At 41.0% G+C, this 18,567-nt stretch carries 17 protein-coding genes and 2 pseudogenes; 7 read left to right on the plus strand and 12 right to left on the minus strand.

Features of this window, described 5'->3' with window-relative positions:
* The first annotated feature begins 120 nt into the window (after positions 1-120).
* From ACS8FB_RS13455 to ACS8FB_RS13465, 3 genes and pseudogenes are all read left to right on the plus strand, one after another.
* Complete coding sequence (locus tag ACS8FB_RS13455) at positions 121-636, plus strand: hypothetical protein (RefSeq protein WP_300473725.1); 516 nt, start codon at positions 121-123, stop codon at positions 634-636.
* A gap of 6 nt (positions 637-642) precedes the next feature.
* Complete coding sequence (locus tag ACS8FB_RS13460; protein ID WP_439263621.1) at positions 643-1,044, plus strand: hypothetical protein; 402 nt, start codon at positions 643-645, stop codon at positions 1,042-1,044.
* A 32-nt stretch (positions 1,045-1,076) separates the two neighbouring features.
* Positions 1,077-2,358, plus strand: a pseudogene (locus ACS8FB_RS13465) (IS256 family transposase).
* Positions 2,359-2,625: 267 nt separating this feature from the next.
* Here ACS8FB_RS13465 and ACS8FB_RS13470 read toward each other — a convergent pair.
* From ACS8FB_RS13470 to parA, 5 genes are all read right to left on the minus strand, one after another.
* On the minus strand, positions 2,626-5,502 hold the full coding sequence (locus ACS8FB_RS13470; RefSeq protein WP_439263623.1) for a type I restriction endonuclease subunit R: 2,877 nt from the start codon (positions 5,500-5,502) through the stop codon (positions 2,626-2,628).
* Between the two features lie 8 nt (positions 5,503-5,510).
* Entirely contained in the window at positions 5,511-6,647 is a 1,137-nt protein-coding gene (locus ACS8FB_RS13475) for a restriction endonuclease subunit S (RefSeq protein WP_439263625.1), read from the minus strand.
* Positions 6,648-6,670: 23 nt separating this feature from the next.
* Positions 6,671-8,254 carry a type I restriction-modification system subunit M gene (locus ACS8FB_RS13480; RefSeq protein WP_439263627.1) on the minus strand — a complete coding sequence of 528 codons (1,584 nt, stop codon included), beginning with the start codon at positions 8,252-8,254 and terminating at the stop codon, positions 6,671-6,673.
* 94 nt (positions 8,255-8,348) lie between these two features.
* Complete coding sequence (locus tag ACS8FB_RS13485; protein ID WP_300312249.1) at positions 8,349-8,552, minus strand: hypothetical protein; 204 nt, start codon at positions 8,550-8,552, stop codon at positions 8,349-8,351.
* Positions 8,549-9,196: a ParA family partition ATPase gene (parA, locus tag ACS8FB_RS13490; protein WP_348654299.1), complete on the minus strand. Its 648-nt coding sequence runs from the start codon at positions 9,194-9,196 to the stop codon at positions 8,549-8,551. The genes ACS8FB_RS13485 and parA overlap by 4 nt, the downstream gene beginning before the upstream one ends.
* A gap of 236 nt (positions 9,197-9,432) precedes the next feature.
* Between parA and ACS8FB_RS13495 the strand changes: the two genes are divergently transcribed.
* Positions 9,433-9,645 (plus strand): helix-turn-helix domain-containing protein, encoded by a 213-nt coding sequence (locus tag ACS8FB_RS13495; protein ID WP_201530165.1) that lies wholly within the window; start codon positions 9,433-9,435, stop codon positions 9,643-9,645.
* A 129-nt stretch (positions 9,646-9,774) separates the two neighbouring features.
* On the plus strand, positions 9,775-10,044 hold the full coding sequence (locus ACS8FB_RS13500) for a hypothetical protein (protein ID WP_348654298.1): 270 nt from the start codon (positions 9,775-9,777) through the stop codon (positions 10,042-10,044).
* A 73-nt stretch (positions 10,045-10,117) separates the two neighbouring features.
* Here the strand turns inward: ACS8FB_RS13500 and ACS8FB_RS13505 are convergent, their stop codons facing one another.
* The 7 genes and pseudogenes from ACS8FB_RS13505 to merR form a co-directional block, all read right to left on the minus strand.
* Positions 10,118-11,203 carry an ImmA/IrrE family metallo-endopeptidase gene (locus ACS8FB_RS13505; protein ID WP_348654297.1) on the minus strand — a complete coding sequence of 362 codons (1,086 nt, stop codon included), beginning with the start codon at positions 11,201-11,203 and terminating at the stop codon, positions 10,118-10,120.
* 18 nt (positions 11,204-11,221) lie between these two features.
* Positions 11,222-11,857 carry a hypothetical protein gene (locus ACS8FB_RS13510; RefSeq protein WP_025643763.1) on the minus strand — a complete coding sequence of 212 codons (636 nt, stop codon included), beginning with the start codon at positions 11,855-11,857 and terminating at the stop codon, positions 11,222-11,224.
* Positions 11,858-12,320: 463 nt separating this feature from the next.
* Positions 12,321-13,712 (minus strand): annotated as a pseudogene (gene merA, locus ACS8FB_RS13515) (mercury(II) reductase); the annotation flags it as partial.
* 68 nt (positions 13,713-13,780) lie between these two features.
* Positions 13,781-14,200, minus strand: coding sequence for an organomercurial transporter MerC (gene merC / locus ACS8FB_RS13520; protein WP_186475527.1), 420 nt, complete (start codon positions 14,198-14,200; stop codon positions 13,781-13,783).
* Complete coding sequence (gene merP, locus ACS8FB_RS13525) at positions 14,200-14,484, minus strand: mercury resistance system periplasmic binding protein MerP (protein WP_008110847.1); 285 nt, start codon at positions 14,482-14,484, stop codon at positions 14,200-14,202. Before merP ends, merC begins: the two co-directional genes overlap by 1 nt.
* A 46-nt stretch (positions 14,485-14,530) precedes the next feature.
* Positions 14,531-14,878, minus strand: a complete 348-nt coding sequence (locus ACS8FB_RS13530) for a mercuric transporter MerT family protein (protein WP_016899520.1) — start codon at positions 14,876-14,878, stop codon at positions 14,531-14,533.
* A gap of 187 nt (positions 14,879-15,065) precedes the next feature.
* Positions 15,066-15,458 carry an Hg(II)-responsive transcriptional regulator gene (gene merR / locus ACS8FB_RS13535; protein WP_286130766.1) on the minus strand — a complete coding sequence of 131 codons (393 nt, stop codon included), beginning with the start codon at positions 15,456-15,458 and terminating at the stop codon, positions 15,066-15,068.
* Positions 15,459-15,917: 459 nt separating this feature from the next.
* On the opposite strand from merR, the gene ACS8FB_RS13540 reads away from it, so the two are divergent.
* Together ACS8FB_RS13540 and ACS8FB_RS13545 are read left to right on the plus strand one after the other, a co-directional pair.
* On the plus strand, positions 15,918-16,514 hold the full coding sequence (locus ACS8FB_RS13540; RefSeq protein WP_439263631.1) for a recombinase family protein: 597 nt from the start codon (positions 15,918-15,920) through the stop codon (positions 16,512-16,514).
* A 164-nt stretch (positions 16,515-16,678) separates the two neighbouring features.
* A complete protein-coding gene (locus ACS8FB_RS13545; RefSeq protein WP_439263633.1) occupies positions 16,679-18,262 on the plus strand; it encodes a Fic family protein in 1,584 nt (527 codons plus the stop codon).
* Positions 18,263-18,567 lie beyond the last annotated feature (305 nt).

Here is an 18,567-nt window from a genome sequence, read left to right on the forward strand (position 1 = left end):
ATCGCAAAAATAAAATATTCTAGGAGCTAGATACAGCTGTGTTAAAGCATATCATAATTTATTGAATTGTTGTTTAGTGCTTGCTATGCTGAATAAAATTAATCATTAAGGATAAGTTTGATGTCAGCATCTAGTAGTAAGTCACCTACATCTATTTTCGATAGCCAAGATTCCAATGAGTTAAAAGAACGCCAACGATTAGAAGAATTAAAACGTCAAGCTAAGGTTCAACAAGTAAAGCTTGATAAACGACTGAACAAGCAGAAAATTCTGATGGGGGCGTTTTTGGGTCAAGTATTGGCAACTGAAGGTGAAACTGAGCAAATGATTCGAGATTACTTCGCCATTCACTTTCCAGATTTTTTAACAAGAAAGTCAGATAAGTTTTTATTCAAAAGTATGATCGAGAGTTTAGGTGGTGATATAGGATTGGGTGAGGAAGAGGATCCATTTTTAGCCAACGTAAAAGAAAATAATAAAGAAGCTACTGCTCAAAATACAGGCGTTGAAGGCAGAAATATTGATAGCAATAACCAAACGCAATCTGACTCTCTGGCTAATTATAGAGAACAGGATTCGCTACTAGATGACAATAGTCATGCTACTGGTGGAAGTAATCCACACTATCATGGGTAATAGGTTATGTTTATTGAAAGCCACAAAGCTGCGCTATCAAGTTTTGACGCAGATATAGAGCCGTATATGGTCGATGGTGTAGTGGCAGATAGTGAAGGCGCTTTATCTGTGATGCTACCACTTGCAAGAAATACGATAGCCATTAAATTTGCAGAAAATGATCATAGCGTTGCGGAAATGGTAGCTCGTGCATTTACTTTGTTTGAAAACTTCTGCACAAGCGATCAAGCATACGCTTTTTACAATGAGATGATGGAAAATCCAAAATTATATGATCGTGTGATGCAGTTCGTTACTCTGATGCTAATAGCTGATGAGCCATTAGGAACCCTTACCATAAGTAAGGCAGTGGATAAAAAACATGCAAAGCTTTTGAGTGATGTTGAGCCTTTCCTAAAAAGTGTGTAACTGCTTATAATCCACTAACAGGAGAATAAGCAATGACTAACCAATCTGACATCAAGAAACTGGCTGAGCAAATGGCCAGCAGCATGAAAAGCTTCGATGACATCAAAGACTTTCAAAAGCAGCTCATGCAGTCCTTCATCGACACTGCCCTAGAAGCAGAAATGGAAGAGCATCTCGGCTACCCCAAGCATGAAAAGGCAGACAGGCCTAATAAGCGCAATGGGCACACTAAAAAGAGAGTCCGTAGCGACACAGGCGAGCTTGAGATCTCCACCCCCAGAGACCGCGACAGTAGCTTTGATCCTGTACTTGTCAGTAAGCATCAAACCCGTATTTCAGGTCTTGATGACAAAATCATATTTCACTACAGGCATAGCCTTCCGTCTTGCGCTTCGGGCAAGTGTCTCCCAGACACTTGCTGATCCTCGCTCATACGCCAAAGGTCAAACCACTACTGAGATTGTCGAAACCATCAAGGACATCTACGACGTCGACATCTCAAGCAGCTTGGTTTCCAGAGTCACTGACAACATCTTGGATGACATCACCGCTTGGCAGAACCGGCCACTGAGCAGCGTCTATCCTATCGTCTACTTAGACTGCATTGTCGTCAAAGTTCGTCAGGACAAGCAGATCATCAACAAAGCTATCTATCTGGCCTTAGGCGTTGCTCTTGATGGTAAAAAAGAGCTGCTTGGTATGTGGCTATCAGAGAATGAGGGCGCCAAGTTCTGGCTGGGCGTTCTCACTGAACTACAAAACCGTGGAGTACAAGATATTCTTATTGCCTGTGTAGACGGCCTAAAAGGCTTCCCTGATGCCATTAACACCGTCTACCCCAACGCTCAGGTTCAGCTGTGTATTGTGCATATGGTGCGCTATTCGATGAAGTTTGTACCTTGGGCAGATAAGAAGGCAATAGCGGCTGATTTAAAGGCCATCTACGGTGCTGATACGCTTGAGATGGCAGAGGCCAACCTTGAGCACTTTGATGAAGTATGGGGCAAAGAGTACCCGCATGTCATCAAGTCTTGGCGCAATAACTGGGAGGGCTTAACGGTGTTCTTTGGTTATCCTAAAGACATCAGAAGAGTGATCTATACCACCAATGCGATAGAGTCGCTAAACAGTGTGATTCGAACGGCGGTGAATAAGCGTAAGGTGTTTCCCTCTGATCAGGCAGCATTCAAGGTAGTATATCTGGCAACCCAGCAGGCCTCTAAAAAGTGGTCGATGCCAATCCGTAACTGGACGTCTGCCCTTAATCGCTTTATGATTATGTTTGATGATCGTATCAGCAAGCATTTAATCTAAACGGCAGTTACACAGAATTCGGGATGGTCTCGTGATGTTCGGCTAGTTGGTGGAATTTTTGGGTTTTATGATAAAAAGACTAAGGTTTATACAGAGGATATCACTTGCATAACTCATCTCAATGGAACAACTAAAGAGCTGACTCTGCCCCCTGAGAAGGTTTTGATGCTGATGAGCTATTACATAAATGGCCAACGTGTATTGACCATGATGCCCTGGTGATGGGTTTAGATTAAAGTGCAGTTGCACAGGATCATGGATAGTCTTTTACATATCAGCATAAAACTTCTGGATAAAGTCACGAGTCTTGCCCATGAGTCTCTCGTGAAGGGGCTTGCGCTCAAATAGCTTAACTTTATAGTTAGGTAGCGCTTTCACTTCGTTACGGTCAGGTAGTCTCTTGCTAGTCTCATATTTTCTGAGGATCTCTTGCATGACGTCGGCTTTTAGGTTGTTGTCTTTGCATAGTTCTTGATAGGCGGCTTCTTTTTCTACGTCCCAAAAGTGTGCAAAAGCCTCCTCTACTGTCTGACCATCTGGCATTTTAGGCATCTGCTCATTGATGAACTTTTGGATAAGTTCCTGCTTGTCACGGAAGGTCGGCTCATTCATGATTAAGTCGTCCACCTGGGCTTGGTACTGGGCTGCCTTTTCCTCGTTACCCTCGTCTTGCTCTTTATTGGCTTGCTTGAGTAGCTCTAATATGTAGCTGACGTTGATGCGGTCGCTGTGCAGCATCTCAATCTGGAAGTTAATGTCATCTAGTACTGAGGTTTTATCCTCGCTATTTTTATTTTGGGTACGAATATTGCGGTATAGATCTATATATTTACTGGCAAAATTGGCAAAGTCTTCTTTATTCAGATCTGTATCAGCTTGGTCGTAGTCCACGAAAGTGCCTAGCTGCTCGTTATAGCGCATCACTTCTCGAAATGCTTTGATAAATGCCAACTGCTCGTCTTCAGTCTCTAGTGTGTCAACGGCCTTATAATCAGCGCAGATGTCTAAAAGGGTCTTAGCGGCTTGATCGTAGTGCTTTCGTAGCTCATGCATTTCAGGAATGACGGCGATATCTTTCGCTTTCTTGTTAGCAAACAGGGCTAGAGCGTCGTCGGTGTTTTGCTTTAGGTTACGAAAGCAGACGATATTACCGAAGGGTTTTTTGTCGTTATAAATACGATTGGTGCGTGAGAAGGCTTGTACTAATCCGTGATACTTTAGGTTTTTATCCACGTATAGCGTATTTAAGGTTTTAGCGTCGAATCCTGTTAAAAACATATTCACAACGATCAGAACATCAATCTTGCGCTGTTTTACTTTGGTGGCGATATCACGATAGTAAGGGTAGTAGTTCTTGCCTGAATCAAAGTTTGTAGCGAATGTATGATTGTATTGGCCAATGTAGCGATCTAACTTGTCGCGGCTGCTCTCATCGATTTGGGCAGGGGTTTCAAAGCTCGACTCTTCAATTAAACCATTTTCTTCGAAACTGGCATCGGTCGCTTCGTTGGCAGCGTAAGAAAATATCGTGGCAATGGTAAGTGGCTTGAATGTAGGGTCGTCGGCTTGCTTTTGCGCTTGAATACGCTCAAAAGCGTCGTAGTACTGCGTGAGCATATCAACGGAGCTAACGCAAAATATGGCGTTAAACTCGCGGCGTTTGGTCTTGGTGTCATGCTTTTCGATGATATAGCGAGCGATATCATCAATGCGTTTAGGGTCGTTATAGACCTCTTGAGTGTCAATGGCGGTGACTTTTTCATCGGCAGCACTGTCGTTTTTGGTGAATTTACCCACATAGTCAATCTGAAAGGGCAGCACGTTTCTGTCACGAATGGCATCCACGATGGTGTAGCGGTGCAAGCACTCATCAAATAGATAGGCGGTAGTGAGTTTTAGCCCAGCTTTGTTATGGGCGTTATCAACTAATATGGGTGTACCGGTAAAGCCGAACATCTGCGATTGTTGAAAAAAGCGTTTAATGTTTTGGTGGGTTTCACCAAATTGGCTGCGGTGACATTCATCAAAGATAAACACGACTTTTTTGTCTTGTAAGTAGCGGATTTTTTCTTGATGGCGTTCTGATTTGATAGCGCGGTTGAGCTTTTGAATAGTGGTGACGATCAGCTTGTCGTGGGTCTCGCCGAGCTGCTTGACTAAGTTTTTGGTGTTGGTGGTACTGTCTACGCTGCCGTCTTTAAAGGCGTTGAACTCATTGGCGGTTTGGGTGTCCAAATCATTTCTATCGACGACAAACACGACTTTTTCGACATCAGGTAGTTGCATGATGATTTGGCTGGCTTTAAATGAGGTCAGCGTTTTGCCTGATCCTGTGGTATGCCAAATATAGCCGTTTTTATCTGATGTGGTGGCGCGCTCAATTAGGCGCTTGGTTGCGTGGACCTGATAGGGCCTGAGTACCATCATGGTCTTTGAGGACTCATAAAGCACGATAAACTGAGCGATCATCTCGGTAAGGTGCGTGGGGGTTAGAAAAACCTCAGTAAAATCGATGATTTCATTAATCGGCTTGTTGTCACTATCTGCCCATGGAAAAGTGAAGTTAAAATGCTGTGTGCCTTTGGCGTAATAGCGCGTGTTTGCACCATTACTGATGACGAACAGCTGAATGAACTCAAATAAGCCGTGACCTGCCTTGTAGGCAGCTTTTGAGTAACGCATAGTCTGATGGAACGCCTCGGCAATCTCGATGCCGCCACGGCGCTTGAGCTCGATTTGTACAAGGGGTAAACCGTTGACCAAGATAGTGACATCAAAGCGACTGGTGCGCCCGTTTTGGCTGCTGTGATCAATCATAATCTGATTGCTCAGCTGCCAGATGTTGTCCTTGGCGTCTGGCCAAAAAAACTGAATATGGCGTGAGCTGCCATCATCGAACTTGACGTTGAACTTATCGCGCAGTTTTTTGGCACGCTCAAAGGCGCTGCCACTGCCAAGATGACTGATGACTTGCTTCCACTCATCATCAGATAATGGCTGATCCAGCTGATTGGCACGGACGATTTGCGTCTTTAGGTTGGCAAGGAGTGCCGCCTCGGTGGTAATGGTAACGCGCTCATAACCTAAGTCCTGCATTTGCGCCATCAGACTATCTTCGAGTTGGTACTCACTTTGCTCAGTCATGTTATACCTTATACAAACATCTGCTGTAATAAGCCTTTTTTCCAAGTTTTAGCTTGATCGATTTGCTCAGCGACGTTATCGATTTTTTGGTCAATAGCGGTTAAGAAGTTGGCGATTTTGGTTTGTTCTGCTAAACAAGGATATAGAATAGGCATATCAAAAAAATCTTGATTCTTGATATTCATTCGATCATGCCTTGCCCCTGAATTAGACACACTCTTAACATAATCGTGCCAAACACTACTTTCGAAGAAGTATTCTAAGTAATTTATATCACCTTCATTAATAGTAAAGACGGTGTATAGAGGTGACATGACACCTAAGCACTGTTTATTACGCTTGATTGGCCCTACAGGCGCTTGAGATGAAATTCTTGGGTTATATACAAAGTCACCCATCTCAACCACGTAGTAACCCTTTAAATTTGAAGTGGTTACTATTTCTCTTTCAAAATAATCACTTTGTTTAATAACTCCCTGAGTAGCAGAGTTTGTTAGAACTTCAGCGATACTTTCATCTTTATTTTTTACTAAGCTTTTTGAAGCAATCTCACCTAGTGTTATATCATCCCAATCTTCAAAATTACTACCATCATCCGCTTTAAAGCGCAGTTTTTGGCTAAAAAGCTGTTGCATTATGCCTTTTTTATACTCGCCTAACAGCTCATGCTTTTGGGTCAGCTCGTCGATCTTAGTATCGACAGCGGATAGGAATGTAGCGATTTTGGTTTGTTCTTCTAAAGGTGGTAGGTTTATAGCCACATTATTAATTGACTTCGTGTTTAGGCTGGGTACGCCAGTTGCTTCGTTAAGTTTTAACCAGTTCACTTGTAAAGCATGCTGATAAACAAATTTTGGCACTGCTTGTTCTTTGATTTCGGTGTAAAACAAAGTATCGACTGTCCAAAACTTCTCGTTCACGTATTTAGGGCTATCAATAGTACCTTTACGCCCAATTAATATGCTCTCGCCATCATGTAAAAACTGATCGACATAACGCATTACGCCGCCCGTTCCAAATACTGGAATATCACCGCTATTCAGTTTTTTATGATCTTTACCGTACTTTATATTTAAAACGTCTTTATAGTTTAGTGCTTTCCAATCCCCATCAAACTCTTTAAACCGCAATTTTGGCGTTGCCATATCATCGTATCCTTATCTTTGCCCTATAGCGCTGCTTTAAAAGGCGATTTGATGCCCAGCTCTTTACAAAAGTCGTTGATGGTAGCATTAGTTGCTTGGCTCTTTTTTTCTAAATCTTGCAATGCCTTGGCAACGGCTGCGAGATCCACTTCAGGCTCAGCCTCAAACGTGTCCACGTAACGCGGAATGTTGAGATTATAGCCGTTCTCGCTAATGTCCTTTAAAGAGGCGACATGGGCGAATTTATCGACATTTTCACGCGCTTGATAGGTTTTGATGATGGTGTCGATATGCTCGGGCAGCAGCATATTTTGATTTTTTTGCTTATCAAAGCAGTCACTGGCATCGATAAAGAAGACCTCGTTATTGTGCTTGCGGTTCTTTTTAAAGACTAAAACAGAGGTCGGGATACTGGTGCCGTAGAAGATATTAGCAGGGAGTCCAATCACTGCGTCTAAGGCGTTAAGGTTTTTAATGATGTATTCACGAATATCGCCCTCACTTGAACCGCGAAATAGGACACCATGCGGCAATACCACTGCCATTGTGCCGTCATCGTCTAAGTGATGCAGCATGTGCTGGACAAACGCCATGTCGGCTTTGGTCTTGGGCGCAAGTTTGCCATAGTCTGAGAAGCGCTCGTCTTGAAGCAGCAAGGGATCAGCCGACCAGTGCGCTGAAAATGGCGGATTGGCCACGATGGCATCAAAGCGCATTCCAACGTGCTGTGGACGCTTGAGCGTGTCTTCTTGTTTGATATCAAACTTGGTGAAGTTCACGCCATGCAAAATCATATTCATGCGTGCCAAGTTATAGGTGGTGCGGTTCATCTCTTGACCGTAGATTCTATCTACGTCATTCGCCTCACGCTTGACGCGCAGCAGCAAAGAACCCGAGCCACACGTTGGGTCATAGACTGAGCTTATGGTGTCCTTGCCGCTGGTGACGATTTTGGCAAGTAACGTGGATACCATCTGCGGCGTGTAAAACTCTCCCGCTTTTTTGCCTGCGCCACTGGCAAACTCACCGATCAGATACTCATAAGCATCACCTAGCACATCGCTTTCGGTGTTACTAAGATCAAAATCAATGGCATCTAGGTGGCTTAGCACTTTGACGATCAGCTCATTGCGGTCATCAGGGCTGTTGCCAAGCTTGGTTGAGGTAAGATCTATGTCTTCAAATAGGTTGGCAAAATCTTCTTCTGAGTCTGTGCCTAATGTGCCCTGCTCGATGGCTTTTAACGTGTCAGCTAAATCATCGAGGATAAACGCCTGGTCTTGTTTGCCGCGTTTGGCCAGTTGGTGAAACAACTGATTGGGCGATAGCGCGTAGCCGATCTCATCAATAGCATTTTCTTTGACTTCATTGATATATTCAAGATGATCAGGATTACCGATATCAAAACTTGCAAAATTATCAAAGCCCTCGCCTTCTTCAGCCAAGATATTATTGGCAAAACGGATGAACTTATCTGATAAGTACTTATAAAAAATAAATCCTAGTATGTAGTCCCGAAACTCATCTGCACCCATCTTACCGCGTAGGTCGTTGGCAATATTCCAAAGCTGCTTTTTTAGTTGTTGAAGCTGTTGTGATTGACTCATGATTATCCTAAATTAACATCGTTAGGTGTATAGGTGTATAGGTGTATATACACCTTATAATAAATTATTATAAATCAACAATATAGGTCTGTTATCAACGCTCATTCAACCGTGATTCAATCATCTCAGTGAGCAGTTTAGTGACGGTTGTGCGATTATCGAGCACGTATTGTTTGAGCTCAAAATAGGTATCTTCATCAAGATTGAAGTTGACTCGTGTGGTCTTTTTGGACTTATCAGTGACGTCAGACAACTCAAGAGCGTCTTTTTTATCTTTACTTGGGCGGCCAGCTTTCATAACTCTACTTCCTTATCAAAAAACGTTTTAACCTCGTTAACCAGTTGCGTGATCTCAGTCACGGCATTGCTCTTAGCAGATTCTGTCTCAAATACCGTTTTGCCGACTGAAGCGCTATTTGGATAGCTGACGCGCTGCACAATTCTGGCATCAAGAACGGGCAGATTATAATCTTGTAGCACTGCGGCAACTTCTTTGCCGATGTTAGTGTTTTGGATCGCGCGAGAGACCACAAAGGCGGCTTTGAGCTTACCATCGGTCATCTCGATGCGCTGCTGCACCAAATCAACCAAATCATTGGTCGCCCACACATCATAGGGGCTTGGCTGTACGGGTATCAACACAAAGTCAGCGGCTTTGATTGCAGATAGTGCCAGATTGGTCGCTTGCGGTGAGCCATCAATTACGATGAACTCTTTATCAGAAACATTTTTTAAATCCTTATCAAGCGTTGGTCTATCAAGGCCGATAACAGGAACAGGATTGTCTTCATCAACGGCTCTCCAATCGCGAGCACTGCCTTGCTGATCACTATCAACGAGTAGCACACTATGACCCTGAAGTTGTAGCCCACGTGCTAAATGCGTGGCTATCGTGGTCTTGCCGCTGCCGCCTTTTTGGTTCAGTACTGCGATTACTTTCATGGTAAAGGCCTTATGATGATTATATATTCATACACTCAAATGAGTAAGTACTCATATAAGTATATTATCGCAAAGGGCTAGTAAGCACAACTGAAAGTATTGAGCTTATTAGTATTGGATAGGTCTTACTATTAAACCGATATGACACGTAGTAAAATGCACTGCTTAATAGCGCTATGCGTGTTTAGCGAATAATTTGTATGCTAATAGCACTATATTTGAAATAGGAGAGGGTAATGGTTAAGTGTCATTTATCAACGATAATGGGTGAAAAGCGCCTTAAAATTGCAGATGTTGCAAGAGAAACTTCTATCAACAGAGGCACAATCACGCGTATGTATCATGAAGAAGCCACTCGAGTAGATTTAGAAGTGATTGAAAAGCTATGCCGCTATTTTAAAATTGAGGTAGGCGATCTATATGAACTTACTGACGATTCAGACATCTAATCTCTAAACACATAAAATAACCTACAGTAGGTTATTTTATCTTGCAATGAGTCAAAATGCGTGTATAATTTTACCTGTAGCAGAACATTTAGTTAATTAAGAAATCTAATTAATCTACAGGAGGTTATTATGTATACGTCAGCGCAGCAACCAACAACGTCATCTTGGTTTGATCACAAAGTGAAGGTTTTAACCAAGCAACTGATTCAAAACTTACAAATACAGCAAGGCTCACAGCTGGCCAAAATATTGGACGTGAATCCGATTTTCTATAATGATGAGGCGCTTCATGTATGGGTACAGCGCCAGATAGATGAGGGGTTAATCGTTGATGATGAGGCGATTGGTGTGCTTGAGGCGGCGTTTATTGATTTAATGAATGCTAAAGAAGCTGTATAAATACTTGATTAAAAGAACGAGCAAAGTTTAGCTGATCAAACTAGTAGCTAAACTTTACTCATGTTTTCACACATTATTTTAAAACTTGAAATAAATGAAAAGGCTTTGTGCTTTCAGCAAGTTGAAATAGCAATGGAGTTATATCAGCTTTTCTAAGATTAATTTTTTTAGCAATATCGTCTAGGCTAATTCCTTCTGAAGTTAACTCACTAGTTATTGTATTGAGTACTTGGGAAGTCTCTCTATCCATTGGATAAGGCTCTGACTTACGATAATTATATTTTGCTATTTCTGGGCAGAGCACTCTTGTATAAACCCACTCACTTATGAACCCTAGCTTATGCATTCTATATGCCAGTGCTACTAAAGATACGCCGAACACTTTTTTCAGCTCAATAAGATTGTTGATGGTAGGATTTACATGTCTATATTCCATTAATGCAACTTCGGGCATCAAGAACGCAGATGCAAACTCATCTGCACATCTTTCGACTACTTTTGAATCCAAGTCTTCATCAAGTGATTTACTAAAACTTTCAGACATTTTCATACTGTATATATCTCTAACTAAATGACCTAGTTCGTGACATGCATCAAAACGACTTCTCTCCATAGTTTTTTGGTTATTAAGAAAGATAAAAGGTGTGTCATCATACCAAACGCTAAAAGCATCAATATATTCCGATTTTACAAAAATAGAAAAAATACGTATACCTTTTGACTCTAATAGAGCAATTAAGTTCCCAATAGGTTTATCACCCAGGCCCCAGTCGTAACGGAGCGAATTAGCCGCTTCTTCAGGAGATAGATGAGATAAATCAGGAAGTTCTGATTGAACAAGTTCAAACTCCTCTTCAAACCAATCATTAAGCATAAAGCCAGTAATGCCATAAGTTAAAGCTTCGGCTTTGACTTTCTTAGTCATTCTAGAACGAGATCTAAAACTAACACTATGTTCATCAATGATTGGTAAGTCACTACCTTTAAAAAAATCGATAGGGAAGCTTAGCACCCTTGAAATATCAACTAAATTAGGCTCAGTATTTCCTTTTAGATAATTTGTTAATGTTCTAGGAGTAATATTTAGCTTTTCTGCTAATTCAGCTTTGCTCACAGCTCGCCTATCGATTGCAAACTGTAATCGATTTGGATTAAACATATATTAGCCTTGAATTGATTAAGCTTTTTTCTTACGCTTGACAGGAACTACTCCTACCTCAACTTTTTCTTTCATACGCGGTGTTGTAGGAATGTTGAACTTAACATCAGGGATTTTGATCCGCGTACCCCAGTCATTGATCTTACCTTTTGCAAATGATTTTGGCTGCGAAAGCTCTAATCTCATTAACTCACCAAATCGGTAATGAAGTAAAGTCCAAATGGTCGTTCCTTTATCAGAGTTTAATAGCGGATAAATATCATCTTTAAGGGTATTTCCCTTAATTGATCTATTGCTTACGTTTCCATCTCGTAAACCTACATACTTGTTACCTGCAAAAACACGAATTGCATGCTCCTTACACGGCGATATTACGTATGCAACCCCACCTTTACCATCAACTTTAGTCCAACCAAGAGCACATAGTTTTTCTCTAAGAAAACCTGTAATGTGAAATTGCCACATTGCTAACGGAGCATTAGCTGGAAAAGAGCTTCCAACATGTTGAGTTTTTTCATTAGCGGCCAGAATCACCTCGTAAACTAGTTGAGTTGTAAGACTGGGGTGAATGGCAGCAAGAGCGCTAACGACCTCAGAATTTTCATCAATAAATTTGTCTGAAATAGCATCAAACGATGGTTGTAAAGAGAACATGGCATTTCCGATATATTATCATCAATTTGATGTATAATAATCGGAAATGCCATGTAAGTAAATAGCTAAGCGTCAATAAGATAAATAGAGCGAATTAAGTTCAGTTGCGTTGAGTATTTAGCATAGTTATTCTTATAGCCATAAGGATGGCACCCTAGTGAGGACTTGAATCTTGGACTGTATGCTAATGATAGCAATAGTTTGAGTTATTGAAGCAACATCGGTGTACTTCGTTGTGTACATCCAGTGAGTTTTTCGAGAGTGAATTAGCTTATTTTTGATTTCTATAAGTACTGTTATGGAGACCATCCCAGATTCTGTGTAACTGACGTTTAGATTAAATACTTACACAAAATTTAGGAAGGTCTCAGATTTTGAGAAAAAACCGCTAGAAAATTATTTGAAATAACAGCTATTAATGGCACTCCATTAACATTTCTGTAAGTACATTACCGTTAAATGATTACCCTGCGCAGCAAGATAGCTCTTTAACGTCTTTGCTAAAGGTTTGAGCGCATAACTTCAATCCTTCAACCATCGTCAAATACGGAAATAGTTGACCTGCCAATTCTTCGACTGTCATTTTATTATGAATAGCAAGAGCCGCACTTTGAATCAGTTCTCCGCCTTCATGGGCTAAAATTTGTGCGCCTATCAGTTTTCCCGTGGATTCTTCAGCTACCAACTTGATAAAACCATCCGTTTCAAAATTTGCTAAAGCTCTTGGTACGTTTTCCATATCAAGTACACGACTTATCGTATTTATTCCTACCGCTGAAGCTTGTACTTCGGTTAGACCTACCGTAGCAACTTGTGGGTCGGTGAATATAACAGCAGGCATGGTAGATAAGTCGAGTTGCGCATTTCCACCTGTCATATTAATTCCAGCCCTACTTCCGGCAGCAGCAGCAACATAAACAAATTGTGGCATATTGGAGCAATCTCCAGCGGCATAAATGTTAGCTGTTGATGTTTCCATCATACTATTAACAACAATGGCACCACTTTTATCTGTTTCAACACCAACATTTTCTAAACCAAGCTTTCCAGTATTTGCATGGCGACCCGTAGAGATAAGCAATTTTTCAGCGATTAATGTTCCTTCGTTAGTTTCCAATGAAAAACCATTGCTATCATAAGAAACATGACTTGCTTGCGTATTATTAAGTACCCTAATACCTTCTTTTTCAAAGCACTCTGCCAGTTTTTCACCTAATAACGGATCTTCAGCATATAAAAGGGTATGTCTGGCTAGAATTGTCACACGGCTACCTAAACGGGCATAAGCTTGCGCAATTTCCAGAGCAACAACGGAGGAGCCGATGACAACTAGACTACTCGGTAACTCTTCTGCAAATAAGGCTTCTGTTGATGTCCAATAAGGTGTATCAACTAAACCCTTAATTGGCGGAATGCTTGGTGTAGAGCCTGTTGCAATTAAAATGCGATCTGCAACCAGCTCTTCTTCACTACCATCAGACTTGTGAACTAGCAAGGTATTTTGATTTTTAAAACGTGCATAACCTTTAAGTAAAGATAGCGCGGGATTACTCTCTAAAATACGTTGATATTTAGCATCGCGTAGTTCTTCGACGCGAGCGTTTTGCTGATGTGCTAATAAGGAGCGGCTAAGTTGTGGCTGAATATTTTCTAAACCATCAAACGGGTTAGTACGTTGCTGATGCGCTAATTGCGCAGCACGGATCAATATTTTTGAAGGAACACAGCCGACATTTACACAGCAACCTCCGATTACATCGGCTCCTTCAATGATAGTAACTCTTGCTCCGCCTTCTGCTGCTTTAATCGCACTGGCAAAGGCCCCTGAACCACTACCAATAATGGCTACATGTAATTGTTCTGGCTGGATGTCATTTGGCGAGCAACAACTATTCGTTGACATATTTTATTCCTCTTAAAAAGTTAAGCGGTACAAGTTTCATCATCACAGCGTTTATTCGCAGGAGAAACCATGTCCCAAATTGATACAGCAACCATTAGTCCTAGCCCCGTATAAGTAACGTATGAACTCCACCCGTACTGGAACCAAGGGTATAAAGAGAGTAAAACCAAAATGGGGCCAATTGAACCGATAAAACTACGGTGCCATTGACGATGGCTAAACCAGCCTAAGATATTCATTACCAGCGCTAATACTGCAAACAGTGGTAACAACGTATTGATAAATACCCCTTCCCACTGACTAAGAAATCCCATCCCAATTGCCGCACCAAGACTAGCTATCGCGGGAAAACACATGGCGCATCCCATTGCCGAAACAAGTGCACCTATAGAGCCTGCTTTATCTCCGATACGCGTAACTAGTTCTAAGGGGCTAAATATTACTTATTTTCACTTTTTAAATTTGAAGGGTAGCCAGCGTTGGTAGTCGCTGCAATTAATGCATTGATGTTGGTTTTAGTGTCATCAAAAGAAACAACAGCTAGCTTAGGCTTGTAGGTAACTTTCGCATTTTCAACGCCATCAACATTTTCTAATGACTTTTTAACTGTGATTGGACATGTCGCACAGTTCATCGTTGGCACTTCCAGTGTAACTGTTTTTACTTCAGCAAAAGCACCAAAACTAGAAAGTGAAAGCAGTGCGGTTAATAATAATTTTTTCATAATTAGCTCCAAATTTTAAAATGTTATAAATTTCTTGATCTGTATATTAAGCAAACAAAAGTATCCAATAATTACTGGTCACTAAAATTGTCGCAACTATAGCGCTCAGCCAGAAAATGACTTTTCGTTGTTGCTGTTTCTTAGGAATTGCACAGGCCGTTCCCGGCTCACACTCTTCTACAGGACGGTAAATTTTCCAACCTGAGTAACCAAACAACAACACTACAAATGCGATAAATAATGGCCTATAGGGTTCAAATGCAGTTAAATTACCAATCCATGAGCCACTTACCCCAAGTAATAACAGGAGCAAAGGACCTACACAGCATACGCCTGCGCCTAATGCTGCTATGATGCCTCCTATCATTGGAAGGTTTGATTCTTTTTGATTCATATAGATACCTCATTAGATAATGCAAGTGTATTGCATGTACCTAAGTACGGAGTCAAGGGTGATTTATAAAAAATTTATCTTTGATAATCTGCTACGACAGATACGGGGAATAAGCTAACTTGAATTAAGGCGCAGAAGTAAAATTGGATATGCTGTTTTAGTGGGAAATGGTAGTTAAGTGAATCATTTACTTCGGTTGCAACGAATCAATTATTGGGCAGTGGCTATCGTCATCATTATTTTGGCATTGTCCTAAATGTTCTTCCAAAGCGTGTTCTAACAACAACAAGTCAGCCATCTTTTTTTGTACTGCGATCAGTTTTTTATTAGCTAATTCTTGTACTTTACTACATGGACTATCGTTTAACGCAAGTAACCCTTCAATCTCATTTAGCGTAAAACCTAATTCTTGAGAACGCTTGATAAAATGTATTCTATTTACCGTTTCTTTCGGGTAATGTCTATAGCCCTGCATAGGCTTTGGTGGTTGTTTAATTAAGCCTTTGCGTTCATAAAAGCGAATTGTTTCGACATTTACACTCAGTTCTTTAGCCAACATACTTATGGTTCGTTTAGACACGTTATCAATTACCTTACTGACTTTTTGTTTACTTACTTTATATCTAATTAAAGTGACCATCAATGAATACCAGTTTAAACATCGCTAATTGATTTTGTTTTTTCTTCTATTAAATAAGTAAAGTTACCGTTGTTACAACAATATTAAACCACAACAATGTATGGTTTATCCTTTTTCATTATCAAAGTCCAAATTAGTGTTATTACATGCAGTTCTACATGAGTATACCCCATTGGAACCATCCTTTGATGGTTTTCAAATATATTTACAGACTATCTAAAATAGACTGTTATAACGAAACCACTTTAAACGACCTATCACTAGACTATACCCAAAACATAAAACTTCTAAACGACAACCTATCTATCATTTGACTTTTATTTGATATTAAATGATAGTAATATCTTGCTATTATCAATGAACATCAATTATTAAGTCTAACTGATACAAAGAGGTATTATGACCGTTCGTATTTATGTGAGAGCCAGCACTAAGGATCAAGACGCTACTAGAGCATTAATAGATTTGGTTGCCTTCAGTAGCCGCTATGGTGATAGCTATGTTGATTACGTTGAGCACTTCAGTGGTACAAAGCTCGATAGACCAATCTTAGCTAAGTTGCTAAAGGACGCCGAGCAAGGCGATATTTTATTGGTTGAAAGCGTGGATAGATTAAGCAGACTATCTCAAGATGATTTTTCGATTCTAAAGCAGCGTATTAAAGATAAGGGCTTACGATTGGTGGTGGCTGATCTACCAACCACACATACGATGAGTGACGGTATGACAGGTGAGATCCTAACAGTGATTAACGATATGCTGATCGATTTATTAGCGACCATGGCAAAGCTTGATAATGACAAGCGTAGAGAGCGCATTAAACAAGGATTGGCCAACAGTGGCTATAAACCCACTGGTAAGAAAGCCAATACCGCAAAACACAATCGTATTAAAGCATTGGCTAGTCAAAACAATATGACAAAAGAAGAGATCGCTAAGGCGGTTGGTGTTGGCGTAGCTACCGTTTATCGTGTCTTAAAGCAGGTCAATAGCTGAGGTATTTTAAATATCGACTCAACGTGACCTTTGGTCTTGATTTAAAGGCATCGCAACGTCATAAGAAAATCGTTTTAATGCAATAAGGCTTTATAATAATCATTATATTGCATTCATAATTGTTTTTGCGCAAAATGGCTTATCTATAATCGCTTGAGCCACTCATGATGAATACCCCTATCTCAGATCCTATTGGCGCAGCATGGCTTGTCCGTTATGCCAGCATAGAGCTGGTTTCGCCTTTATATGTCAGCAGTAGTATCGGTGGGCGCAGGCAAACCTATAAAGACGGTGACGTCATTCATAACGCTTATCAGGAAACCGCGCGTCCACTGGACACAATCATTGCGCACTTACAGTTTCACATGCGTCATGAAGTACTGAATTTAGAGTTACTGGTTCGTCTATTTGAGCAGATAGGGGCAAATGACGTGCAAGCATGGGTAAACGCTGAGCCGACAGGCAGCTATGCCCGTAGAATGGCTTTCTTGTATGAGTGGCTCATGGATAAGCATTTAGAGGTACCGAGTAATATAGGCGGTAACTATGTGGATGCTTTGGTTACCAAGAAGTTGGTTACTTCAAGTCCTTCGCAGGTCATCAAGAACGCTCGCTGGCGTATCAATGACAATCTAGCAGGAACCCGTCATTTCTGTCCGATGCTGGTAAAAACAGAGTTGTTTACGCAAGCCGCTGCACTCGATATTGCCACAATGGTTGACAAGCTGAACGATGAATTTGGGCAAGACTTACTGATGCGTGCCTCCGTATGGATGACATTACGAGAGAGTAAAGCCAGTTTTACTATAGAAGGTGAAGGGAAAGAGTTAAAACGTATTGAACGTTTCGCCGATGTGATGGCACGGCGTACCGGCAAGGGCGATATTCCGCTTGATCCTGAGTCGCTAGCAGAGTTGCAACAAGAGATACTTGGTAGCAAAACGGTCATCCAGCAGTATGGCGTCCGTCAATCTCCAGTTTTTGTGTCGCATACTCAGGTCAATGGCTTTAAAGAGATTGTGCACTATATTGCGCCACCTGCTGATGACATTGCTGAAAAGCTCAAAGGGTTACAGGCATTTATGGAAAAGACCGAGGGACAATCGGCACTGATACGTAGTGCGGTTGCTTCCTTTGCTTTTGTGTATATTCATCCGCTAGCGGATGGCAATGGCCGAGTACATCGCTTCCTAATTAACGATGTACTCAGACGCGACCAGATCATTCATGAGCCGATTATCTTACCTATATCGCAAGCCATCGCTGAGCATCCCTCAGACCGTCATGCCTATGATAAAATTTTAGACCGTGTATCCGTGCCACTTATGGAGCAAATCCGTGATCATTACAGCTTTGATAAACAAGCGATTACTTACCCTGATGGTATTCGCTCAAACTTAAATTTTGAAGACAGTCACCTTATTCAACCGGCATGGCGCTTTATGGACCTGACGCCTCATGTTCAGTACTTATCAGGACTGATTGCGCATGTTATTGAAAAAGAGATGCATAACGAGTCACAGTACCTAAGACAACATGACCATGCACGACTGGCGATAAAAGAGATTATTGAGATGCCCAACAGCTATGCCGATAGAATCATTCGTAGCATGCTGCAGAATAAGGGTGCTAAAAGTAATAAGCTATTGAAAGATTATCCGTTTTTGGCAAATGATGAGGTTTGGGACGATATTTTCTCTGTGGTTGTAGAGACATTTAAAGATGAAGCAAATGGTTTGAATAGTTAGAACAAACTCTGCTATACGCAGGAAAGTCTGCCTTAATAATCAAGCTCAAGCTAGTATTTGTGTCATCGTTACGATAATGATTCGTTTATAAAAGATTCGGCTAAAATACTGTCACCTGAAACGTAATCAATATTTTTCTTACTTAAACAGAATATATTAGAGGAACTTTGATAACAGACAATTTTTATTTGACAAGGTTATTACAGATCCTCAAAATAATTTTGAGTATTTGAGTATTTGAGTATTTGAGTATTTGAGTATTTGAGTATTTGAGTATTTGAGTATTTGAGTATTTGAGTATTTGA

This window comes from Psychrobacter sp. 1U1, from assembly GCF_051847535.1.
Classification (GTDB): domain Bacteria; phylum Pseudomonadota; class Gammaproteobacteria; order Pseudomonadales; family Moraxellaceae; genus Psychrobacter; species Psychrobacter saeujeotis.